A 17,921-nucleotide genomic window follows, 5' to 3' on the forward strand; every position below is an offset into this window, starting at 1 on the left:
CGGGACGGCGGTGCGTACCTGTGGGCCATTGTAGCGGGTACGGCTGCGTACCCGTACCCGGCTGAGAGGCTGCGGTGTTGATGGCGGTGTCAGGTGGCGAGGCACAGGGCAGCGGCGACCGGGGTGGTCGTGCGTTGGTCGCCGCAGGTGCATCGGGTGCTCAGGTGAGGGCGTAGGCCGTGTAGTGGACGGCCTCCGGGGTGCGGGCGGCGGTGGCGACGGCGAGGGTGCGGGTCAGCCACCGGTAGCGGGGGTCGCCGGACTCGAAGCGGCAGAAGAGGCGGAAGTAGTAGGCGGTGGAGGGGACTTGGTGGCCGGCGGCGAGGGCGGCGAGGATCTCGGGTGGGCCGGTGCGCAGGCCGGTGGTGGTGAGGTGGAGGTGGGCGCCGTCGTCGGTGTGCAGGGTGTAGCGGGTGTCGATGGCGATGGTGCCGTCCGGGTGGAGGAGCTGCCAGTCCGCGCCGCCGGGGAGGATCTCGCCGCGCAGGCCGGGGCCGGTGAAGCGGCCGCCGGTGATCGGGACGATGCGGCGGTGGCCCTGGGGGGAGGGGCCGAGGTCGAGCGGGGTGGCGACCTGGACGGTGAAGTCGGCGAGGGGTTCGAGGTTCATGCTGAGGTGCTCCGGGTGAGGGCTACTGCGGGACGGTCCAGGAGGGGCGGGAGTTGAGGACGGCCGGGTCGAAGCCGGCGGTGCGCTTGTAGGCCTCGGCGATGGCGGTGCGTTCGGCGAGCGGGACGACGGCCTCGATGTCCTCGAAGCCGAGCGGTGCGCGTTCGTGGGCGAGTCGCATGACCACCTCGGGGCCCTGCTGCCGGTTGGCGAGCTGGAGGGCGGTGGTGGCGGGGCGCCGGTTCTCCTCGTACGCGGTGGTGGAGCCGGTGGTGGCGAGGGAGTGGGCGAGGGCGCGGGCGTCCAGGATGGCCTGGGAGGCGCCGTTGGAGCCCACCGGGTACATCGCGTGGGCGGCGTCGCCGAGCAGGACGACGCCGTCCGCGCTCCAGGAGGCGAGCGGCTCGCGGTCGACCATGGGGTACTCGTAGACGGCCTCGGCGCCGGTGATCAGGGCGGGGACGTCCAGCCAGTCGAAGCGCCAGTCGGCGAAGTGGGCGGCGACGGCGGCCGGTTCTGCCGGGCGGTTCCAGTTGCCGCGGTCGGGGGCCTCGCCAGCCAGGGGCTGTTCGGCGATCCAGTTGACGCGGGTGCCGTCGCCGATCGGGTACGCGACGAACTTCTGGGTGCCGTCGCCCGCCATGATCATCGAACGGCCCGTCAGGAAGGGCGGGGCGACGGTGGTGCCGCGCCAGAGGACCAGGCCGTTCCACGGGGGCGCGCCCTCGCCGGGGTTGAGGGCGGCCCGGACCGTGGAGTGGATGCCGTCGGCGCCGATGAGGAGGTCGGAGTCGTGGTCGAGGGTGGCGATGCGGCTGCCGGTGCGGACGGCGTCGGCGCCGAGGCGTTCCCGGACGGCGTCGAGGAGGAGCATCTGGAGCTCGCCCCGGTGGACGGAGTACTGCGGCCAGCGGTAGCCGGCGGCGAGGCCGCGGGGCTCGGACCAGACGGGCCGCCCGAAGCGGTTGAAGTAGGCGAGTTCGGCGGTCGGGACCGCCATCGCGGCGAGGCGGTCGGCGAGGCCGAGTTCGGTCAACTCGCGGACGGCGTGCGGCAGGAGGTTGATGCCGACGCCGAGCGGGCGGATCTCGGGGGCGGCCTCGTGGACGGTGAGGTCGGTGAGGCCGGCGGCGTGCAGGCTGAGGGCGGTGGCGAGGCCGCCGATGCCGGCGCCGGCGATGGTGATGCGCACGTGCTTCGCTCCTTCGGAGAATGTTATGGCCGTAACAATCTCCTGTCGGAGCCGTCCGCGCAAGACCTGTCGGCTGTCGGAGGGCTGCTGCATGATCGGTGGCGGAGGTGGCAGGCGTGGATGGTGGCGCTGATGAGGTGGAGGGCCTGGTCTCCGACGGGCTCGCGGTCCTGCGGGCGCTCGAACGAGCCCTCGGCCGGAGGTACTCGGACCGGACCCCGGTGTGGGCGGAGCTCGGCTTCCCGGTGGTCGAGCGGGGGAGGTACGCGATCTTCCCCCTGGCGGTGGTTCCGTCGGCGGGGAGTGGCGAGCGGGCGGCGCTGCGGCTGGCGGAGCTGAGGCACGGTCTGCAACGCGCCTGCGTGCACTTCTACGGCGGCGACGACTTCCACGCGGAGCTGGAGCTCGACGTCGGGGAGGGGTACGGGCGCAAGCTCGTCGAGGCCGGAGCCGTCGCCGCCGGGCCGTGCCTGTGGCGCATCGAGCGGTTCGGGGTGGTGCTCGCGCACGTGGTCGACCGGGGGCGGGCACGGGAGACCCTGGCCCTGCACATCGTCCCCGTCGACTGGGTCCACTACCGCCCGATCGGTACGGGGACGAAGCGCGAGGCGTCGCGCCACCGACGGACCGTCAGAGAGCGGGACGCCGCCGACGTGGTGTGGTCGTGGCCGCCCGTCGGCCCGGGGAGTGAGGCCATGGGGGCCGGTGGATCACCGGAGCCGGGATGAGCGAGACTCGGGGCGTGGAGAGCACTGATCGTCCGGACCTCAGGTACGCCGAGTTCGCCCGGGAGCGGTTGGCGGGGATGCCGCCGCCGGCCGATCCGGAGGCGTTCGCGCTGGCGCACCACCTGCTGCACCTGTCGTACCTGGTGGTGGCCGACCTGGAGAGCCGGATCCACCGGCCGCGGGGGTGGACGCTGCCGGGGTTCCGGCTGATGTTCAAGCTGTGGCTGCTCGGGCCGACGCAGCCCGCCCGGCTGGCGGAGCTGTCGGCGATGTCGCGGTCGGCGGTGACCAACGCCGTCAACACGCTGGAGCGGGACGGGCTGGTGGAGCGGCGGCCGCTGCCGGAGGACAGGCGGGCGGTCACGGTGGCGCTGACGGAGGCGGGGGAGGCGGCGGTCCAGGAGGCCTTCGGCGAGCAGACCCGGCGGGAGCAGGAGTGGTTCGCCGGGCTGGACGACGATGAACGGGCCGTGCTCACACGGCTGTTGGGCCGGATCCTGGCCGCCCGGCCCGAGGGGGCCTGAGCCTGCGGGGATGGGCCGGGACCTCGGGCCTGGCGACCGGACCTCCGGGCTCCGTCACCCGACGGGCGGGCAGGCCGAGCCGTTCTCGGCGCCGGGCCGGGCCGGACCGCGATCGGCTGGATCGGCCGGGAGGGGTGTGCCGCGCCGCCGGGCACGGTTGGTGTCACTCGTCGAACCAGACGACCAGGCGGACGGCGTCCTCGCCGTGGACGTCCGCGAGGGTGCGCATGGTTGACCAGACGGGTTGCCAGGGGCCGTCGGTGGGGACGGCGTCGCGGCGGAGGGCGCGTTCGGCGCGGAAGAGGGTGCGGCCGGTGTCCCATTCGGTGCCCTCGGGCCAGAGGTCGGGGATGCGCGCCGGGTCGGTGGTGAGGGTGTCGATGCCGCTGACGTGGGCGAAGCCTCGGCTCCAGTCGTCGCGGTGGCGGCGTTCGAGGGTGCCGTCGGGGAGGCGGCGGTAGCGGGTGATGTGGGTGGCGCGGGGGAGGGCGGGCTCGTCCCAGTCGATGGCGAGGACCTCGGGCCAGGTGAGCCAGGTGGCGCCGAAGGCGGCTTCGCCCCAGGCGGCGTGGGCGGTGCGGGTGGTCTCCGAGGCGTCGGCGGGCAGGCCGCGGCCGGCGGCGACCGGGCGCCAGTGGTGGCCGATGTCGCGGACGCCGAAGAGGCAGGGGAAGCCCGCGTAGTCCCTGGTCATGCCGAGCATGGAGAGCTCGATGGCGGTGAACCAGGCCCGCTGGTCGTAGGCGAGGCCCGGGCCCCAGGTGCGGCACTCCAGGTAGCCGTGAATGTCTGTTCCCACGGCTACGACCCTGCCCGGGCGGGCGGCGGGTCGGCAAGCGGATTGCCGTTCGCGGCCGAGCCGGCGTCGCGCTCGCGTCGCGTTCGCGGGTGATGTCCATCGCTTCGCGAGGCGTGCACGATCCGGCGCGGGACCACCAGCCCTGCCGGGACGGCCGCCCTCTCAGGACGTGGCGCGCAGGTAGCGGAGGCTCTGCCGGAGGTAGCCGCGGGGGTTGGTGTCGAGGTGGCGGGCCCAGGCCGGGGACGGGTCGCCGCGGAGGAGTGTCCAGCGGGCGAGGGCGTAGCCGTACTGCTCCTGGGAGAGGTAGCCGAGGCGGCTCCTGGTCAGGCGGTCGCCGTCGGTGACGCGCGTGAAGACGGAGTTGGCGTTGAAGACGCCGAAGCCGAAGTACACCGTGAGCAGGTCGGTGAGCTCCTCCCCGTCCGGGGCGTCCCAACTCAGGCGGCCGGTGTCGAGCAGGGCGACGTGGCCGAGCTCGTGCGCGATGGTGGCCACCAGGGAGACCGGGCGGCGGGCCTGGGCGCGGTCGATGCTCACCACCGGGCGGCCGGTGGCGTCCCGGCGGAAGTGTCCCGCTGCGCCGCGGCTTTCGAAGGTGGCCCCGATGGCCGCCGCCAACTGGCGCTCGGCGTCCGCCTCTTCGCTGTCCTCCACCTCGACGACCAGTCGCTCCGGATCGACCTCGAAGCGGTCGCAGAACCGCCGCACCAGCCCCCGGATCTCCTCCGGCGTCCCGCCGAACGTCCCCGGAAACTCCTCGGCCGTCGGCAGGACCGGTGCGCGCCGTGCCGGCGCCGTGCCGAACTCCGCTTCCAACCAGGCCAACGACCGGTCCAGCCAGGCCCGTTCGGTCTCCCCGACCGGGCACTTCACTCGTCCGAACATCCGCTCCCCCGTTGCGTGTGCCGTGCCTCCCAGAATGGCCCGGTGGAGAGGCACCGGCGATGCGGAGCGCTCCCTGAAGGCACTGAACATGCTGCCGTTCCTGAACAGGAGGCGCCGGCGGTGTGGACCCGGCCGGTGGTCAGGGGTGGGTGAGGAGGGCGGTGCGGCGGGACAGGGCCCAGGTGCGTTCGGCTTCGATGTCGGGGACGAAGTCGCGGTGCAGGAAGGTGGCCCAGGGGTCGGTGCCGGTGGGGCCGAGGCGGGTGATGCGGGTGGTCTCCTCGCGCTGGAGGTCGGCAAGGGTGTCGAGGACGGTGGCCGGGGTGGCGCCGTAGGCGGTGCAGAGGAGGTGGAGACGGCGGGCGAGGGGTGCGCCGGTGGGGCCGAAGCCGGCCCGGCGTTGGCGTTCTGGGGAGCGCAACGGGACGGTGTACCAGGCGAGTTGGGCGAGGTCCTGGAGGGGTGTGCCGGGGAGGGCGAGGTCCCAGTCGATGACGCCGGTGAGACGGCCGTCGGACCAGACCGTGTTCCAGGGGGTGAGGTCGCCGTGACGGATGATCAGGCCGGGGCGCCACCGGGCGCCGGGGTCGCACCAGACGGCGTCCGGCGGGGGACGGAAGTCGCGGACGGCCTCGTGGTAGTCGCGGAGCCAGTGGCCGAGGGCGGTGATGCCCTCGTCGGTGCGGAGGGCCTCCGGCCAGGGGGCGAGGCCGACCTCGCCGGGGAGGAAGGAGAGCACCTCCTCGCCGAAGTCGGCGCTGCCGCCGAGGACGCGCGGGGCGCCGGTGAAGCCGGCGTTCTCCAGGTGGCGGAGCAGCTCGTGCACGGCGGGGGTCCAGTCCCGCCAGGGGCGGCGGATGGTGTCGCCCTGGCGCCGGACGAGGGAGAGGCCGCCCTGCATCGATTCGCCGTCCTGGATCACGGTGGGAGCCTACGCCGTGCGGGCGCCGCCATGGACGGAGGGCTGACGGGCCGTCGCGGTGCCGAGTTCGTGGATGAGGCGGCGGTAGGTCGCGAAGGCGGGCTTGGGGGAGTAGTCGTCGTGGAGCAGGCCGAAGTGGTGGAAGAGGCCGCCCGCGTGGCTGTCGGCGTCGCGCAGGGAGAAGAGGGAGTAGCCGTCGACGTTGAGGGTGGCGGCGGAGGCGGCGACGGTGCGGATGACGGTTTCGAGGGTGGCGGCCTGCTGGGCTTCGTTGCGGCCGGGGCCGGTGGGCCAGCCGTTCTCGCAGACGCGGATCGGGACGGTGTCGGGGATGCCCGCCTGCGGGAGGCTGGTGCGGCGGAAGCCGGTGAGCACGGCGCCCACGGCGGCGGCGAGTTGGCCGGCCGGGATCGGGCGGAAGACGTCGGGGAAGAAGTCCAGGCCGACGTAGTCGAGGCTCGGCCGGAAGCGCGGCTCGGTGTCGGTGAGGGCGCCGAGGTCGGGCCAGAAGGTGTCGGCCGGGTCGAAGGTCGGGACGGCGTTGAAGCCGACGGCGACGGGGTGGTCGAGGGCGTCGGCCTCCTGGCGGGCGGCGAGGACGCCTTGGACGAGGGCGTTCAGGACGTTGGGCCGGCTGCCGTCGACGGTGGGGAGGTCGAGGTTGGGCTCCTCGCAGATCTGGACGGAGGCCAGGTGCGGGCCGCCGGTGCGGACGGCGTCGCGGACGAACTCCGCCCAGCCGTCCAACTCGCCGGAGGGTTCGCGGAATTGGAGGACCAGGTCGAGGGTGCGGCCGTCGCCGAGGTAGCGGTGCGGGTCGGCCGGGGTGGGGGACCGTCTCGGGGGTCGTGGTGGCGGCGAAGGAGCGGTAGGCCCGGACGGAGAGGGTGCGGGCGTCGCCCTGTAGTTCGGCCAGGGCGGCGGCGATGTGCTCGGGGGAGTCCGGGGTGGCCGGGTGGATGATGCCGCGCTCGTCACCGAGCATCCCGCCGGGGTAGATGCCGAAGGTCAGGGTCGTCATGGAGGCCTCCAGAATTTTGGTGTCACACCAAATTTGTGGTGACACTACCATGGGGGCCATGGGCCTTCGAGAGACCAAGAAGCGGCAGACCCGGACGGCCATCGCCGACGCGGCGCTGGGGCTGTTCCTGGAGCGCGGCTTCGACCGGGTGACGGTGGCGGAGGTGGCGCGGCAGGCGGGGGTGTCCACCAACACGGTGTTCAACTACTTCCCGGCCAAGGAGGACCTCTTCTTCGACCGGCAGGAGGAGGTGGAGGGCCGGCTCGCCGCGCTGGTGCGCGACCGGGCGCCGGGCGCGTGTCCGGTGGCCGTCGTCCGGGACGACCTGCTCGAGGCGCTGCGGCGGGACGATCCGATGCTCGGACTCCAGTCCGGTGCGGCCGCGTTCTGGGAGGTGGTGCTGGAGAGTCCGGCGCTGCGCGCCCGGGAGCGGGAGATCGGCGAGCACGTCGAGGCGGCACTGGCGCGGGCCCTGACGGAGCGTCCGGTGGGGGCGCCGTACCGGGAGGGCGCAACGGCGGCGGCCGTCCTGGCGGGCGCGGTGGCCGGGGTGCACCGGGCGGCACTGGGGGAGCTACGGCGGATGGTCATGGCGGGAGAGGCGCCCGGGCGGGCGCGGGACGAGGTGTTGGGCGTGGCGCGGCAGGGGTTCGACCTGCTCTGCACCGGGCTGCACGGCGAAGGTGACCCGGCGTCACACGGACACGGGTAGGGGCGCAGTGATCACCGGCGGGCCCTGCGGAAACCGGTGGTCCGCCGGTGATCACTGCGCCAGACTCCCGGGATGAGCGGCAACCGGATCATCCATCGCACCGCGGACGGCGTCCGCATCCCCGGCACCTGGCGGCACGTCTTCATCTGCAACGGCGGCCAGTACTTCCTCACCGACCTCTTCGTCTACGCGGACGGGCTCGTCGACTGCTGGGGCCTGGTCACGTTCGAGGAGTTCGAGGAGAAGCTGCGCACCGGCTGGGTGGCCACCACCCTCCCGGAGGGTGGCGAGGCGTCCGCGCACGAGCTGGCCGACTGGACGTTCGGCGAGCCGGAGAGCTGGCTCACGCCCGAGGAGCTCGCCGCCGAAGTCCGGGACACCATCGAGGAGTTGAACGGGCGGCCCGACTCGACCGGCCGCTGCCTGGCCGCCGTCGACGCCTTCCTCGCCGACCGGACCGAGGAGAACCGGGCCGTGGCCCGCGCCGCGTACCTGGCGATCCCGGAGACGCAGCGCCACTTCGCCCTGGGCGACATGGACGCCAAGGACTGGCCGCTGCGCGTCCTGGTGGCCGGGCCCGGCGGCCGGGTCTTCGTGGAGTCCGGCGAGGTGATCACGAAGGAGGGCTACGACGAGGCCGTCGCGTACTTCGAGGACCGGGCCCGCCGGCGGGCCGAACGGGCGCAGGCCCTCCCCGCGGACGGACCGGTGCGGTCTTACGCGCCGGCCGTCCAGCTCGGCCACTGGTTCCCGCGCGAGCCGCAGGCCGATCCCGGCAAGCTCGGCCTGCGCCACGACTACCCCGCCCCGATCACGGTCGCGGACGCGGTCCACCCGTCCGCCGCGCACGCCTACTGGGCGCTGTCGGCCGCCGAGCCCGACGACCGTCGGGCGATCTCGGCTGCGGGGAGCGCCGCCGCCGCACGCACGCTCGCGGGCGGGGTGGCCCGTCGCGAGGGCTGGGAGGGTGTCCGAACCGCCGTCATGACGAGCCTGCTGCGCGCCAAGTACGACCAGCACCCCGGGCTGGCCGAGATCCTGCTGGCGACGGGCGACGCCACGGTGATCTACGACGACATGGACTCGGAGTACTGGGGTGACAACACCGGCCGGGGCCGCAACTGGTCGGGGCGGCTCCTCGAACTCGTGCGCTCGGAGCTCCGGTTGCGGCGTTCGGGGATCCTCGCGGAGTGAGGCCGGGAGGCCTGGCCGGACCTCACCACCGTACGGGGATGCTCCGGGCGACGAGGCGGCGGTAGGCGCGGGCTGCGGGGGTGGTGGGCTCGGTGAGGTGGTGGGGGTCGGGGAAGGCCTGGCTGCCCGCGGTCGGGGGGTGGGGGCCCGGGCCGAAGGCGTTGCCCTGGAGGCGGCCGGTGACCAGGCGGTGGCGGTGATGGGGGAGCGGCCTGGGGCAGCCTGCGAGGGCCGGGCCGCGGTTGACCTGGAACCACACCTCGCGGCCGTCGGCGAAGCGCAGGACGCTCTCGCGGAGGTCGTTCCGGTCGGTGTACACGGTCCAGGCCCGGCCGCCGGGGGCGTGGTGCGTGCGGAGGCGGTGCAGGAAGCGCGCCAGGTCGACGGCGGCGCCGAAGGGGATCAGCGCGTCGGCGTAGGGCTCGCCGCCGAGGAAGTGGAGCCGGAACTCCAGGCCGTACGGCCGCCCGTGGACCGTGCGGCGGACGGGGAGGGAGAAGGTGTCCGCGTCCTCGTGGCGCCAGTGGTGCTCGGGGCGGACGTGCCGGAGCAGGTGCTCGTAGGAGAGTCCGCCCTGACCGGCCGTCAGGCCCGGGATGCGGTCGGCCGAGCCGTGCAGCAGGTAGAGGCACATCAGGTCGACCGGATGGGTCTCGTGGGCCGGCCGGCCGAGGAGCCCGTCGGAGAAGGCGTCGCGCACGGGGCGCCGCCTCAGAAGCTGCGGACGATGAACCAGATGGCGGTCCCCGTGACCGCCAGGCCCCCGCCGATCGTGACGGTGCGGCCGAGGCCTTCGTGGACGTACTCGGCGAGGAGGTTGCCGGTCAACGCGATCAACGGCGTGCCGATGACGAGCAGAGCGATGCCGATCACGTGGTAGATCATCATGGGAGCCCCCCGGAACGATCACCCGAGTGGTGATCCGGAGGCAAGATCGTAGAGCGGTGCGGCACGCGGGGAAAGCGGGTTGCCGAGGGGGTCGGCGGAACCGTGCGGCGGGGGCGGGGCGTCTCCGGGCGGAACAGGTGATCAAGGTCGGACGGTGGGAGTGCCCGTGGCGGGTGTGGTGACGGAGACGGTGGCGGCGGGAGGCGGCGCGGGGCGTGGCGGCGGGTGGGATACGTGCTCTGCGGGCTGGCGGCGCTGCCGGCGCTGGTGCTGGCGGCGGTGCGGCTCGGGGGCTTCGACGACGGGACGTACTGGGCGGTGCCGATGGCCACGCTGCCGTACGCGGCGCTCGGGGCGGTGCTGGGGGCGGCCGGGCTGCTGGGGCTGCGGGCGTGGCGGACGGCGGTGCCGGCGGTGCTGCTGGTGGCGGTCAAGTGCCCGGCGCACAGCACCGCCCGAGCGCCGCGTACGGCAGCGTGGCCATCGGCACCGCCCAGTACGTCCCGTCGTCGAAGCCCCCGAGCCGCACCGCCGCCAGCACCAGCGCCGGCAGCGCCGCCAGCCCGCAGAGCACGTATCCCACCCGCCGCCACGCCCGCGCCGCTCTCCGGCCGCCACCGTCTCCGTCACCACACCCGCCACGGGCACTCCCACCGTCGACCTTGATCACATGTTCCGCCCGGAGACGCCCCGCCCCCGCCGCACGGTTCCGCCGACCCCTCGGCAACCCGCTTTCCCCGCGTGCCGCACCGCTCTACGATCTTGCCTCCGGATCACCACTCGGGTGATCGTTCCGGGGGGCTCCCATGATGATCTACCACGTGATCGGCATCGCTCTGCTCGTCATCGGCACGCCGTTGATCGCGTTGACCGGCAACCTCCTCGCCGAGTACGTCCACGAAGGCCTCGGCCGCACCGTCACGATCGGCGGGGGCCTGGCGGTCACGGGGACCGCCATCTGTTCATCGTCCGCAGCTTCTGAGGCGGCGCCCCGTGCGCGACGCCTTCTCCGACGGGCTCCTCGGCCGGCCGGCCCACGAGACCCATCCGGTCGACCTGATGTGCCTCTACCTGCTGCACGGCTCGGCCGACCGCATCCCGGGCCTGACGGCCGGTCAGGGCGGACTCTCCTACGAGCACCTGCTCCGGCACGTCCGCCCCGAGCACCACTGGCGCCACGAGGACGCGGACACCTTCTCCCTCCCCGTCCGCCGCACGGTCCACGGGCGGCCGTACGGCCTGGAGTTCCGGCTCCAACTTCCTCGCGGCGAGCCCTACGCCGACGCGCTGATCCCCTTCGGCGCCGCCGTCGACCTGGCGCGCTTCCTGCACCGCCTCCGCACGCACCACGCCCCCGGCGGCCGGGCCTGGACCGTGTACACCGACCGGAACGACCTCCGCGAGAGCGTCCTGCGCTTCGCCGACGGCCGCGAGGTGTGGTTCCAGGTCAACCGCGGCCCGGCCCTCGCAGGCTGCCCCAGGCCGCTCCCCCATCACCGCCACCGCCTGGTCACCGGCCGCCTCCAGGGCAACGCCTTCGGCCCGGGCCCCCACCCCCCGACCGCGGGCAGCCAGGCCTTCCCCGACCCCCACCACCTCACCGAGCCCACCACCCCCGCAGCCCGCGCCTACCGCCGCCTCGTCGCCCGGAGCATCCCCGTACGGTGGTGAGGTCCGGCCAGGCCTCCCGGCCTCACTCCGCGAGGATCCCCGAACGCCGCAACCGGAGCTCCGAGCGCACGAGTTCGAGGAGCCGCCCCGACCAGTTGCGGCCCCGGCCGGTGTTGTCACCCCAGTACTCCGAGTCCATGTCGTCGTAGATCACCGTGGCGTCGCCCGTCGCCAGCAGGATCTCGGCCAGCCCGGGGTGCTGGTCGTACTTGGCGCGCAGCAGGCTCGTCATGACGGCGGTTCGGACACCCTCCCAGCCCTCGCGACGGGCCACCCCGCCCGCGAGCGTGCGTGCGGCGGCGGCGCTCCCCGCAGCCGAGATCGCCCGACGGTCGTCGGGCTCGGCGGCCGACAGCGCCCAGTAGGCGTGCGCGGCGGACGGGTGGACCGCGTCCGCGACCGTGATCGGGGCGGGGTAGTCGTGGCGCAGGCCGAGCTTGCCGGGATCGGCCTGCGGCTCGCGCGGGGAACCAGTGGCCGAGCTGGACGGCCGGCGCGTAAGACCGCACCGGTCCGTCCGCGGGGAGGGCCTGCGCCCGTTCGGCCCGCCGGCGGGCCCGGTCCTCGAAGTACGCGACGGCCTCGTCGTAGCCCTCCTTCGTGATCACCTCGCCGGACTCCACGAAGACCCGGCCGCCGGGCCCGGCCACCAGGACGCGCAGCGGCCAGTCCTTGGCGTCCATGTCGCCCAGGGCGAAGTGGCGCTGCGTCTCCGGGATCGCCAGGTACGCGGCGCGGGCCACGGCCCGGTTCTCCTCGGTCCGGTCGGCGAGGAAGGCGTCGACGGCGGCCAGGCAGCGGCCGGTCGAGTCGGGCCGCCCGTTCAACTCCTCGATGGTGTCCCGGACTTCGGCGGCGAGCTCCTCGGGCGTGAGCCAGCTCTCCGGCTCGCCGAACGTCCAGTCGGCCAGCTCGTGCGCGGACGCCTCGCCACCCTCCGGGAGGGTGGTGGCCACCCAGCCGGTGCGCAGCTTCTCCTCGAACTCCTCGAACGTGACCAGGCCCCAGCAGTCGACGAGCCCGTCCGCGTAGACGAAGAGGTCGGTGAGGAAGTACTGGCCGCCGTTGCAGATGAAGACGTGCCGCCAGGTGCCGGGGATGCGGACGCCGTCCGCGGTGCGATGGATGATCCGGTTGCCGCTCATCCCGGGAGTCTGGCGCAGTGATCACCGGCGGACCACCGGTTTCCGCAGGGCCCGCCCGGTGATCACTGCGCCCCTACCCGTGTCCGTGTGACGCCGGGTCACCTTCGCCGTGCAGCCCGGTGCAGAGCAGGTCGAACCCCTGCCGCGCCACGCCCAACACCTCGTCCCGCGCCCGCCCGGGCGCCTCTCCCGCCATGACCATCCGCCGTAGCTCCCCCAGTGCCGCCCGGTGCACCCCGGCCACCGCGCCCGCCAGGACGGCCGCCGCCGTTGCGCCCTCCCGGTACGGCGCCCCCACCGGACGCTCCGTCAGGGCCCGCGCCAGTGCCGCCTCGACGTGCTCGCCGATCTCCCGCTCCCGGGCGCGCAGCGCCGGACTCTCCAGCACCACCTCCCAGAACGCGGCCGCACCGGACTGGAGTCCGAGCATCGGATCGTCCCGCCGCAGCGCCTCGAGCAGGTCGTCCCGGACGACGGCCACCGGACACGCGCCCGGCGCCCGGTCGCGCACCAGCGCGGCGAGCCGGCCCTCCACCTCCTCCTGCCGGTCGAAGAAGAGGTCCTCCTTGGCCGGGAAGTAGTTGAACACCGTGTTGGTGGACACCCCCGCCTGCCGCGCCACCTCCGCCACCGTCACCCGGTCGAAGCCGCGCTCCAGGAACAGCCCCAGCGCCGCGTCGGCGATGGCCGTCCGGGTCTGCCGCTTCTTGGTCTCTCGAAGGCCCATGGCCCCCATGGTAGTGTCACCACAAATTTGGTGTGACACCAAAATTCTGGAGGCCTCCATGACGACCCTGACCTTCGGCATCTACCCCGGCGGGATGCTCGGTGACGAGCGCGGCATCATCCACCCGGCCACCCCGGACTCCCCGAGCACATCGCCGCCGCCCTGGCCGAACTACAGGGCGACGCCCGCACCCTCTCCGTCCGGGCCTACCGCTCCTTCGCCGCCACCACGACCCCCGAGACGGTCCCCACCCCGGCCGACCCGCACCGCTACCTCGGCGACGGCCGCACCCTCGACCTGGTCCTCCAATTCCGCGAACCCTCCGGCGAGTTGGACGGCTGGGCGGAGTTCGTCCGCGACGCCGTCCGCACCGGCGGCCCGCACCTGGCCTCCGTCCAGATCTGCGAGGAGCCCAACCTCGACCTCCCCACCGTCGACGGCAGCCGGCCCAACGTCCTGAACGCCCTCGTCCAAGGCGTCCTCGCCGCCCGCCAGGAGGCCGACGCCCTCGACCACCCCGTCGCCGTCGGCTTCAACGCCGTCCCGACCTTCGACCCGGCCGACACCTTCTGGCCCGACCTCGGCGCCCTCACCGACACCGAGCCGCGCTTCCGGCCGAGCCTCGACTACGTCGGCCTGGACTTCTTCCCCGACGTCTTCCGCCCGATCCCGGCCGGCCAACTCGCCGCCGCCGTGGGCGCCGTGCTCACCGGCTTCCGCCGCACCAGCCTCCCGCAGGCGGGCATCCCCGACACCGTCCCGATCCGCGTCTGCGAGAACGGCTGGCCCACCGGCCCCGGCCGCAACGAAGCCCAGCAGGCCGCCACCCTCGAAACCGTCATCCGCACCGTCGCCGCCTCCGCCGCCACCCTCAACGTCGACGGCTACTCCCTCTTCTCCCTGCGCGACGCCGACAGCCACGCGGGCGGCCTCTTCCACCACTTCGGCCTGCTCCACGACGACTACTCCCCCAAGCCCGCCTTCGCGACCTACCGCCGCCTCATCCACGAACTCGGCACCGCGACGGCCCGTCAGCCCTCCGTCCATGGCGGCGCCCGCACGGCGTAGGCTCCCACCGTGATCCAGGACGGCGAATCGATGCAGGGCGGCCTCTCCCTCGTCCGGCGCCAGGGCGACACCATCCGCCGCCCCTGGCGGGACTGGACCCCCGCCGTGCACGAGCTGCTCCGCCACCTGGAGAACGCCGGCTTCACCGGCGCCCCGCGCGTCCTCGGCGGCAGCGCCGACTTCGGCGAGGAGGTGCTCTCCTTCCTCCCCGGCGAGGTCGGCCTCGCCCCCTGGCCGGAGGCCCTCCGCACCGACGAGGGCATCACCGCCCTCGGCCACTGGCTCCGCGACTACCACGAGGCCGTCCGCGACTTCCGTCCCCCGCCGGACGCCGTCTGGTGCGACCCCGGCGCCCGGTGGCGCCCCGGCCTGATCATCCGTCACGGCGACCTCACCCCCTGGAACACGGTCTGGTCCGACGGCCGTCTCACCGGCGTCATCGACTGGGACCTCGCCCTCCCCGGCACACCCCTCCAGGACCTCGCCCAACTCGCCTGGTACACCGTCCCGTTGCGCTCCCCAGAACGCCAACGCCGGGCCGGCTTCGGCCCCACCGGCGCACCCCTCGCCCGCCGTCTCCACCTCCTCTGCACCGCCTACGGCGCCACCCCGGCCACCGTCCTCGACACCCTTGCCGACCTCCAGCGCGAGGAGACCACCCGCATCACCCGCCTCGGCCCCACCGGCACCGACCCCTGGGCCACCTTCCTGCACCGCGACTTCGTCCCCGACATCGAAGCCGAACGCACCTGGGCCCTGTCCCGCCGCACCGCCCTCCTCACCCACCCCTGACCACCGGCCGGGTCCACACCGCCGGCGCCTCCTGTTCAGGAACGGCAGCATGTTCAGTGCCTTCAGGGAGCGCTCCGCATCGCCGGTGCCTCTCCACCGGGCCATTCTGGGAGGCACGGCACACGCAACGGGGGAGCGGATGTTCGGACGAGTGAAGTGCCCGGTCGGGGAGACCGAACGGGCCTGGCTGGACCGGTCGTTGGCCTGGTTGGAAGCGGAGTTCGGCACGGCGCCGGCACGGCGCGCACCGGTCCTGCCGACGGCCGAGGAGTTTCCGGGGACGTTCGGCGGGACGCCGGAGGAGATCCGGGGGCTGGTGCGGCGGTTCTGCGACCGCTTCGAGGTCGATCCGGAGCGACTGGTCGTCGAGGTGGAGGACAGCGAAGAGGCGGACGCCGAGCGCCAGTTGGCGGCGGCCATCGGGGCCACCTTCGAAAGCCGCGGCGCAGCGGGACACTTCCGCCGGGACGCCACCGGCCGCCCGGTGGTGAGCATCGACCGCGCCCAGGCCCGCCGCCCGGTCTCCCTGGTGGCCACCATCGCGCACGAGCTCGGCCACGTCGCCCTGCTCGACACCGGCCGCCTGAGTTGGGACGCCCCGGACGGGGAGGAGCTCACCGACCTGCTCACGGTGTACTTCGGCTTCGGCGTCTTCAACGCCAACTCCGTCTTCACGCGCGTCACCGACGGCGACCGCCTGACCAGGAGCCGCCTCGGCTACCTCTCCCAGGAGCAGTACGGCTACGCCCTCGCCCGCTGGACACTCCTCCGCGGCGACCCGTCCCCGGCCTGGGCCCGCCACCTCGACACCAACCCCCGCGGCTACCTCCGGCAGAGCCTCCGCTACCTGCGCGCCACGTCCTGAGAGGGCGGCCGTCCCGGCAGGGCTGGTGGTCCCGCGCCGGATCGTGCACGCCTCGCGAAGCGATGGACATCACCCGCGAACGCGACGCGAGCGCGACGCCGGCTCGGCCGCGAACGGCAATCCGCTTGCCGACCCGCCGCCCGCCCGGGCAGGGTCGTAGCCGTGGGAACAGACATTCACGGCTACCTGGAGTGCCGCACCTGGGGCCCGGGCCTCGCCTACGACCAGCGGGCCTGGTTCACCGCCATCGAGCTCTCCATGCTCGGCATGACCAGGGACTACGCGGGCTTCCCCTGCCTCTTCGGCGTCCGCGACATCGGCCACCACTGGCGCCCGGTCGCCGCCGGCCGCGGCCTGCCCGCCGACGCCTCGGAGACCACCCGCACCGCCCACGCCGCCTGGGGCGAAGCCGCCTTCGGCGCCACCTGGCTCACCTGGCCCGAGGTCCTCGCCATCGACTGGGACGAGCCCGCCCTCCCCCGCGCCACCCACATCACCCGCTACCGCCGCCTCCCCGACGGCACCCTCGAACGCCGCCACCGCGACGACTGGAGCCGAGGCTTCGCCCACGTCAGCGGCATCGACACCCTCACCACCGACCCGGCGCGCATCCCCGACCTCTGGCCCGAGGGCACCGAATGGGACACCGGCCGCACCCTCTTCCGCGCCGAACGCGCCCTCCGCCGCGACGCCGTCCCCACCGACGGCCCCTGGCAACCCGTCTGGTCAACCATGCGCACCCTCGCGGACGTCCACGGCGAGGACGCCGTCCGCCTGGTCGTCTGGTTCGACGAGTGACACCAACCGTGCCCGGCGGCGCGGCACACCCCTCCCGGCCGATCCAGCCGATCGCGGTCCGGCCCGGCCCGGCGCCGAGAACGGCTCGGCCTGCCCGCCCGTCGGGTGACGGAGCCCGGAGGTCCGGTCGCCAGGCCCGAGGTCCCGGCCCATCCCCGCAGGCTCAGGCCCCCTCGGGCCGGGCGGCCAGGATCCGGCCCAACAGCCGTGTGAGCACGGCCCGTTCATCGTCGTCCAGCCCGGCGAACCACTCCTGCTCCCGCCGGGTCTGCTCGCCGAAGGCCTCCTGGACCGCCGCCTCCCCCGCCTCCGTCAGCGCCACCGTGACCGCCCGCCTGTCCTCCGGCAGCGGCCGCCGCTCCACCAGCCCGTCCCGCTCCAGCGTGTTGACGGCGTTGGTCACCGCCGACCGCGACATCGCCGACAGCTCCGCCAGCCGGGCGGGCTGCGTCGGCCCGAGCAGCCACAGCTTGAACATCAGCCGGAACCCCGGCAGCGTCCACCCCCGCGGCCGGTGGATCCGGCTCTCCAGGTCGGCCACCACCAGGTACGACAGGTGCAGCAGGTGGTGCGCCAGCGCGAACGCCTCCGGATCGGCCGGCGGCGGCATCCCCGCCAACCGCTCCCGGGCGAACTCGGCGTACCTGAGGTCCGGACGATCAGTGCTCTCCACGCCCCGAGTCTCGCTCATCCCGGCTCCGGTGATCCACCGGCCCCCATGGCCTCACTCCCCGGGCCGACGGGCGGCCACGACCACACCACGTCGGCGGCGTCCCGCTCTCTGACGGTCCGTCGGTGGCGCGACGCCTCGCGCTTCGTCCCCGTACCGATCGGGCGGTAGTGGACCCAGTCGACGGGGACGATGTGCAGGGCCAGGGTCTCCCGTGCCCGCCCCCGGTCGACCACGTGCGCGAGCACCACCCCGAACCGCTCGATGCGCCACAGGCACGGCCCGGCGGCGACGGCTCCGGCCTCGACGAGCTTGCGCCCGTACCCCTCCCCGACGTCGAGCTCCAGCTCCGCGTGGAAGTCGTCGCCGCCGTAGAAGTGCACGCAGGCGCGTTGCAGACCGTGCCTCAGCTCCGCCAGCCGCAGCGCCGCCCGCTCGCCACTCCCCGCCGACGGAACCACCGCCAGGGGGAAGATCGCGTACCTCCCCCGCTCGACCACCGGGAAGCCGAGCTCCGCCCACACCGGGGTCCGGTCCGAGTACCTCCGGCCGAGGGCTCGTTCGAGCGCCCGCAGGACCGCGAGCCCGTCGGAGACCAGGCCCTCCACCTCATCAGCGCCACCATCCACGCCTGCCACCTCCGCCACCGATCATGCAGCAGCCCTCCGACAGCCGACAGGTCTTGCGCGGACGGCTCCGACAGGAGA

At 74.0% G+C, this 17,921-nt stretch carries 22 protein-coding genes and 1 pseudogene; 9 read left to right on the forward strand and 14 right to left on the reverse strand.

All coding sequences use genetic code 11. The features are described from left to right. Nucleotides 1-160 precede the first annotated feature (160 nt). The gene (locus tag ABD946_RS13620) at nucleotides 161-610 is read right to left on the reverse strand and encodes a DUF3237 domain-containing protein (RefSeq protein WP_345283321.1); all 450 of its coding nucleotides are present in this window, start codon (nucleotides 608-610) and stop codon (nucleotides 161-163) included. A 22-nt stretch (nucleotides 611-632) separates the two neighbouring features. Then, complete coding sequence (locus ABD946_RS13625) at nucleotides 633-1,802, reverse strand: flavin-dependent oxidoreductase (RefSeq protein WP_345283323.1); 1,170 nt, start codon at nucleotides 1,800-1,802, stop codon at nucleotides 633-635. A 116-nt stretch (nucleotides 1,803-1,918) separates the two neighbouring features. Between ABD946_RS13625 and ABD946_RS13630 the strand changes: the two genes are divergently transcribed. Next, the gene (locus tag ABD946_RS13630) at nucleotides 1,919-2,530 is read left to right on the forward strand and encodes a hypothetical protein (RefSeq protein ID WP_345283325.1); all 612 of its coding nucleotides are present in this window, start codon (nucleotides 1,919-1,921) and stop codon (nucleotides 2,528-2,530) included. After that, nucleotides 2,527-3,054: a MarR family winged helix-turn-helix transcriptional regulator gene (locus ABD946_RS13635; RefSeq protein WP_345283326.1), complete on the forward strand. Its 528-nt coding sequence runs from the start codon at nucleotides 2,527-2,529 to the stop codon at nucleotides 3,052-3,054. Before ABD946_RS13630 ends, ABD946_RS13635 begins: the two co-directional genes overlap by 4 nt. Before the next feature lie 163 nt (nucleotides 3,055-3,217). Here the strand turns inward: ABD946_RS13635 and ABD946_RS13640 are convergent, their stop codons facing one another. The 4 genes from ABD946_RS13640 to ABD946_RS13655 all read right to left on the reverse strand — a co-directional run bounded on the left by ABD946_RS13640 (nucleotide 3,218) and on the right by ABD946_RS13655 (nucleotide 6,410). Continuing rightward, nucleotides 3,218-3,853 carry a hypothetical protein gene (locus ABD946_RS13640; RefSeq protein WP_345283327.1) on the reverse strand — a complete coding sequence of 212 codons (636 nt, stop codon included), beginning with the start codon at nucleotides 3,851-3,853 and terminating at the stop codon, nucleotides 3,218-3,220. A gap of 162 nt (nucleotides 3,854-4,015) precedes the next feature. Further along, nucleotides 4,016-4,741 carry a gluzincin family metallopeptidase gene (locus ABD946_RS13645; protein ID WP_345283328.1) on the reverse strand — a complete coding sequence of 242 codons (726 nt, stop codon included), beginning with the start codon at nucleotides 4,739-4,741 and terminating at the stop codon, nucleotides 4,016-4,018. Between the two features lie 139 nt (nucleotides 4,742-4,880). Then, nucleotides 4,881-5,663 carry an aminoglycoside phosphotransferase family protein gene (locus tag ABD946_RS13650; protein WP_345283329.1) on the reverse strand — a complete coding sequence of 261 codons (783 nt, stop codon included), beginning with the start codon at nucleotides 5,661-5,663 and terminating at the stop codon, nucleotides 4,881-4,883. Between the two features lie 9 nt (nucleotides 5,664-5,672). Beyond that, nucleotides 5,673-6,410: a hypothetical protein gene (locus ABD946_RS13655; RefSeq protein ID WP_345283331.1), complete on the reverse strand. Its 738-nt coding sequence runs from the start codon at nucleotides 6,408-6,410 to the stop codon at nucleotides 5,673-5,675. Between the two features lie 332 nt (nucleotides 6,411-6,742). On the opposite strand from ABD946_RS13655, the gene ABD946_RS13660 reads away from it, so the two are divergent. Both ABD946_RS13660 and ABD946_RS13665 read left to right on the forward strand, forming a co-directional pair. Next, nucleotides 6,743-7,396, forward strand: a complete 654-nt coding sequence (locus tag ABD946_RS13660) for a TetR/AcrR family transcriptional regulator (RefSeq protein WP_345283333.1) — start codon at nucleotides 6,743-6,745, stop codon at nucleotides 7,394-7,396. A 72-nt stretch (nucleotides 7,397-7,468) separates the two neighbouring features. Then, complete coding sequence (locus ABD946_RS13665) at nucleotides 7,469-8,590, forward strand: DUF7638 domain-containing protein (RefSeq protein ID WP_345283335.1); 1,122 nt, start codon at nucleotides 7,469-7,471, stop codon at nucleotides 8,588-8,590. Nucleotides 8,591-8,612: 22 nt separating this feature from the next. Here the strand turns inward: ABD946_RS13665 and ABD946_RS13670 are convergent, their stop codons facing one another. The 3 genes from ABD946_RS13670 to ABD946_RS13680 form a co-directional block, all read right to left on the reverse strand. Beyond that, complete coding sequence (locus tag ABD946_RS13670; RefSeq protein ID WP_345283337.1) at nucleotides 8,613-9,290, reverse strand: hypothetical protein; 678 nt, start codon at nucleotides 9,288-9,290, stop codon at nucleotides 8,613-8,615. An 11-nt stretch (nucleotides 9,291-9,301) separates the two neighbouring features. After that, nucleotides 9,302-9,478 (reverse strand): hypothetical protein, encoded by a 177-nt coding sequence (locus ABD946_RS13675; protein WP_345283256.1) that lies wholly within the window; start codon nucleotides 9,476-9,478, stop codon nucleotides 9,302-9,304. A gap of 430 nt (nucleotides 9,479-9,908) precedes the next feature. Next, on the reverse strand, nucleotides 9,909-10,052 hold the full coding sequence (locus ABD946_RS13680) for a hypothetical protein (RefSeq protein ID WP_345283338.1): 144 nt from the start codon (nucleotides 10,050-10,052) through the stop codon (nucleotides 9,909-9,911). A 419-nt stretch (nucleotides 10,053-10,471) separates the two neighbouring features. Between ABD946_RS13680 and ABD946_RS13685 the strand changes: the two genes are divergently transcribed. Next, on the forward strand, nucleotides 10,472-11,149 hold the full coding sequence (locus tag ABD946_RS13685) for a hypothetical protein (RefSeq protein WP_345283340.1): 678 nt from the start codon (nucleotides 10,472-10,474) through the stop codon (nucleotides 11,147-11,149). Nucleotides 11,150-11,171: 22 nt separating this feature from the next. Here ABD946_RS13685 and ABD946_RS13690 read toward each other — a convergent pair whose 3' ends face one another. The 3 genes and pseudogenes from ABD946_RS13690 to ABD946_RS13695 form a co-directional block, all read right to left on the reverse strand. Next, on the reverse strand, nucleotides 11,172-11,579 hold the full coding sequence (locus ABD946_RS13690) for an NADAR domain-containing protein (protein ID WP_345283354.1): 408 nt from the start codon (nucleotides 11,577-11,579) through the stop codon (nucleotides 11,172-11,174). A 166-nt stretch (nucleotides 11,580-11,745) separates the two neighbouring features. After that, nucleotides 11,746-12,294, reverse strand: a pseudogene (locus ABD946_RS42670) (DUF7638 domain-containing protein); the annotation flags it as partial. 73 nt (nucleotides 12,295-12,367) lie between these two features. Continuing rightward, the gene (locus ABD946_RS13695) at nucleotides 12,368-13,021 is read right to left on the reverse strand and encodes a TetR/AcrR family transcriptional regulator (protein WP_345283333.1); all 654 of its coding nucleotides are present in this window, start codon (nucleotides 13,019-13,021) and stop codon (nucleotides 12,368-12,370) included. 330 nt (nucleotides 13,022-13,351) lie between these two features. Here ABD946_RS13695 and ABD946_RS13700 point away from each other — a divergent pair, with 330 nt between their 5' ends. The 4 genes from ABD946_RS13700 to ABD946_RS13715 all read left to right on the forward strand — a co-directional run bounded on the left by ABD946_RS13700 (nucleotide 13,352) and on the right by ABD946_RS13715 (nucleotide 16,544). Continuing rightward, nucleotides 13,352-14,089, forward strand: a complete 738-nt coding sequence (locus tag ABD946_RS13700) for a hypothetical protein (RefSeq protein WP_345283331.1) — start codon at nucleotides 13,352-13,354, stop codon at nucleotides 14,087-14,089. A 9-nt stretch (nucleotides 14,090-14,098) separates the two neighbouring features. Then, nucleotides 14,099-14,881 carry an aminoglycoside phosphotransferase family protein gene (locus ABD946_RS13705; protein ID WP_345283329.1) on the forward strand — a complete coding sequence of 261 codons (783 nt, stop codon included), beginning with the start codon at nucleotides 14,099-14,101 and terminating at the stop codon, nucleotides 14,879-14,881. 139 nt (nucleotides 14,882-15,020) lie between these two features. Then, the gene (locus ABD946_RS13710; RefSeq protein ID WP_345283328.1) at nucleotides 15,021-15,746 is read left to right on the forward strand and encodes a gluzincin family metallopeptidase; all 726 of its coding nucleotides are present in this window, start codon (nucleotides 15,021-15,023) and stop codon (nucleotides 15,744-15,746) included. Nucleotides 15,747-15,908: 162 nt separating this feature from the next. Continuing rightward, complete coding sequence (locus tag ABD946_RS13715) at nucleotides 15,909-16,544, forward strand: hypothetical protein (RefSeq protein WP_345283327.1); 636 nt, start codon at nucleotides 15,909-15,911, stop codon at nucleotides 16,542-16,544. 163 nt (nucleotides 16,545-16,707) lie between these two features. On the opposite strand, the gene ABD946_RS13720 is transcribed toward ABD946_RS13715, so the two are convergent. Both ABD946_RS13720 and ABD946_RS13725 read right to left on the reverse strand, forming a co-directional pair. Then, complete coding sequence (locus ABD946_RS13720) at nucleotides 16,708-17,235, reverse strand: MarR family winged helix-turn-helix transcriptional regulator (RefSeq protein ID WP_345283326.1); 528 nt, start codon at nucleotides 17,233-17,235, stop codon at nucleotides 16,708-16,710. Next, nucleotides 17,232-17,843 (reverse strand): hypothetical protein, encoded by a 612-nt coding sequence (locus ABD946_RS13725; protein WP_345283325.1) that lies wholly within the window; start codon nucleotides 17,841-17,843, stop codon nucleotides 17,232-17,234. Before ABD946_RS13725 ends, ABD946_RS13720 begins: the two co-directional genes overlap by 4 nt. Nucleotides 17,844-17,921 lie beyond the last annotated feature (78 nt).

The sequence above is a fragment of the Kitasatospora albolonga genome (genome assembly GCF_039535905.1).
Classification (GTDB): Bacteria; Actinomycetota; Actinomycetes; order Streptomycetales; family Streptomycetaceae; genus Kitasatospora; species Kitasatospora albolonga.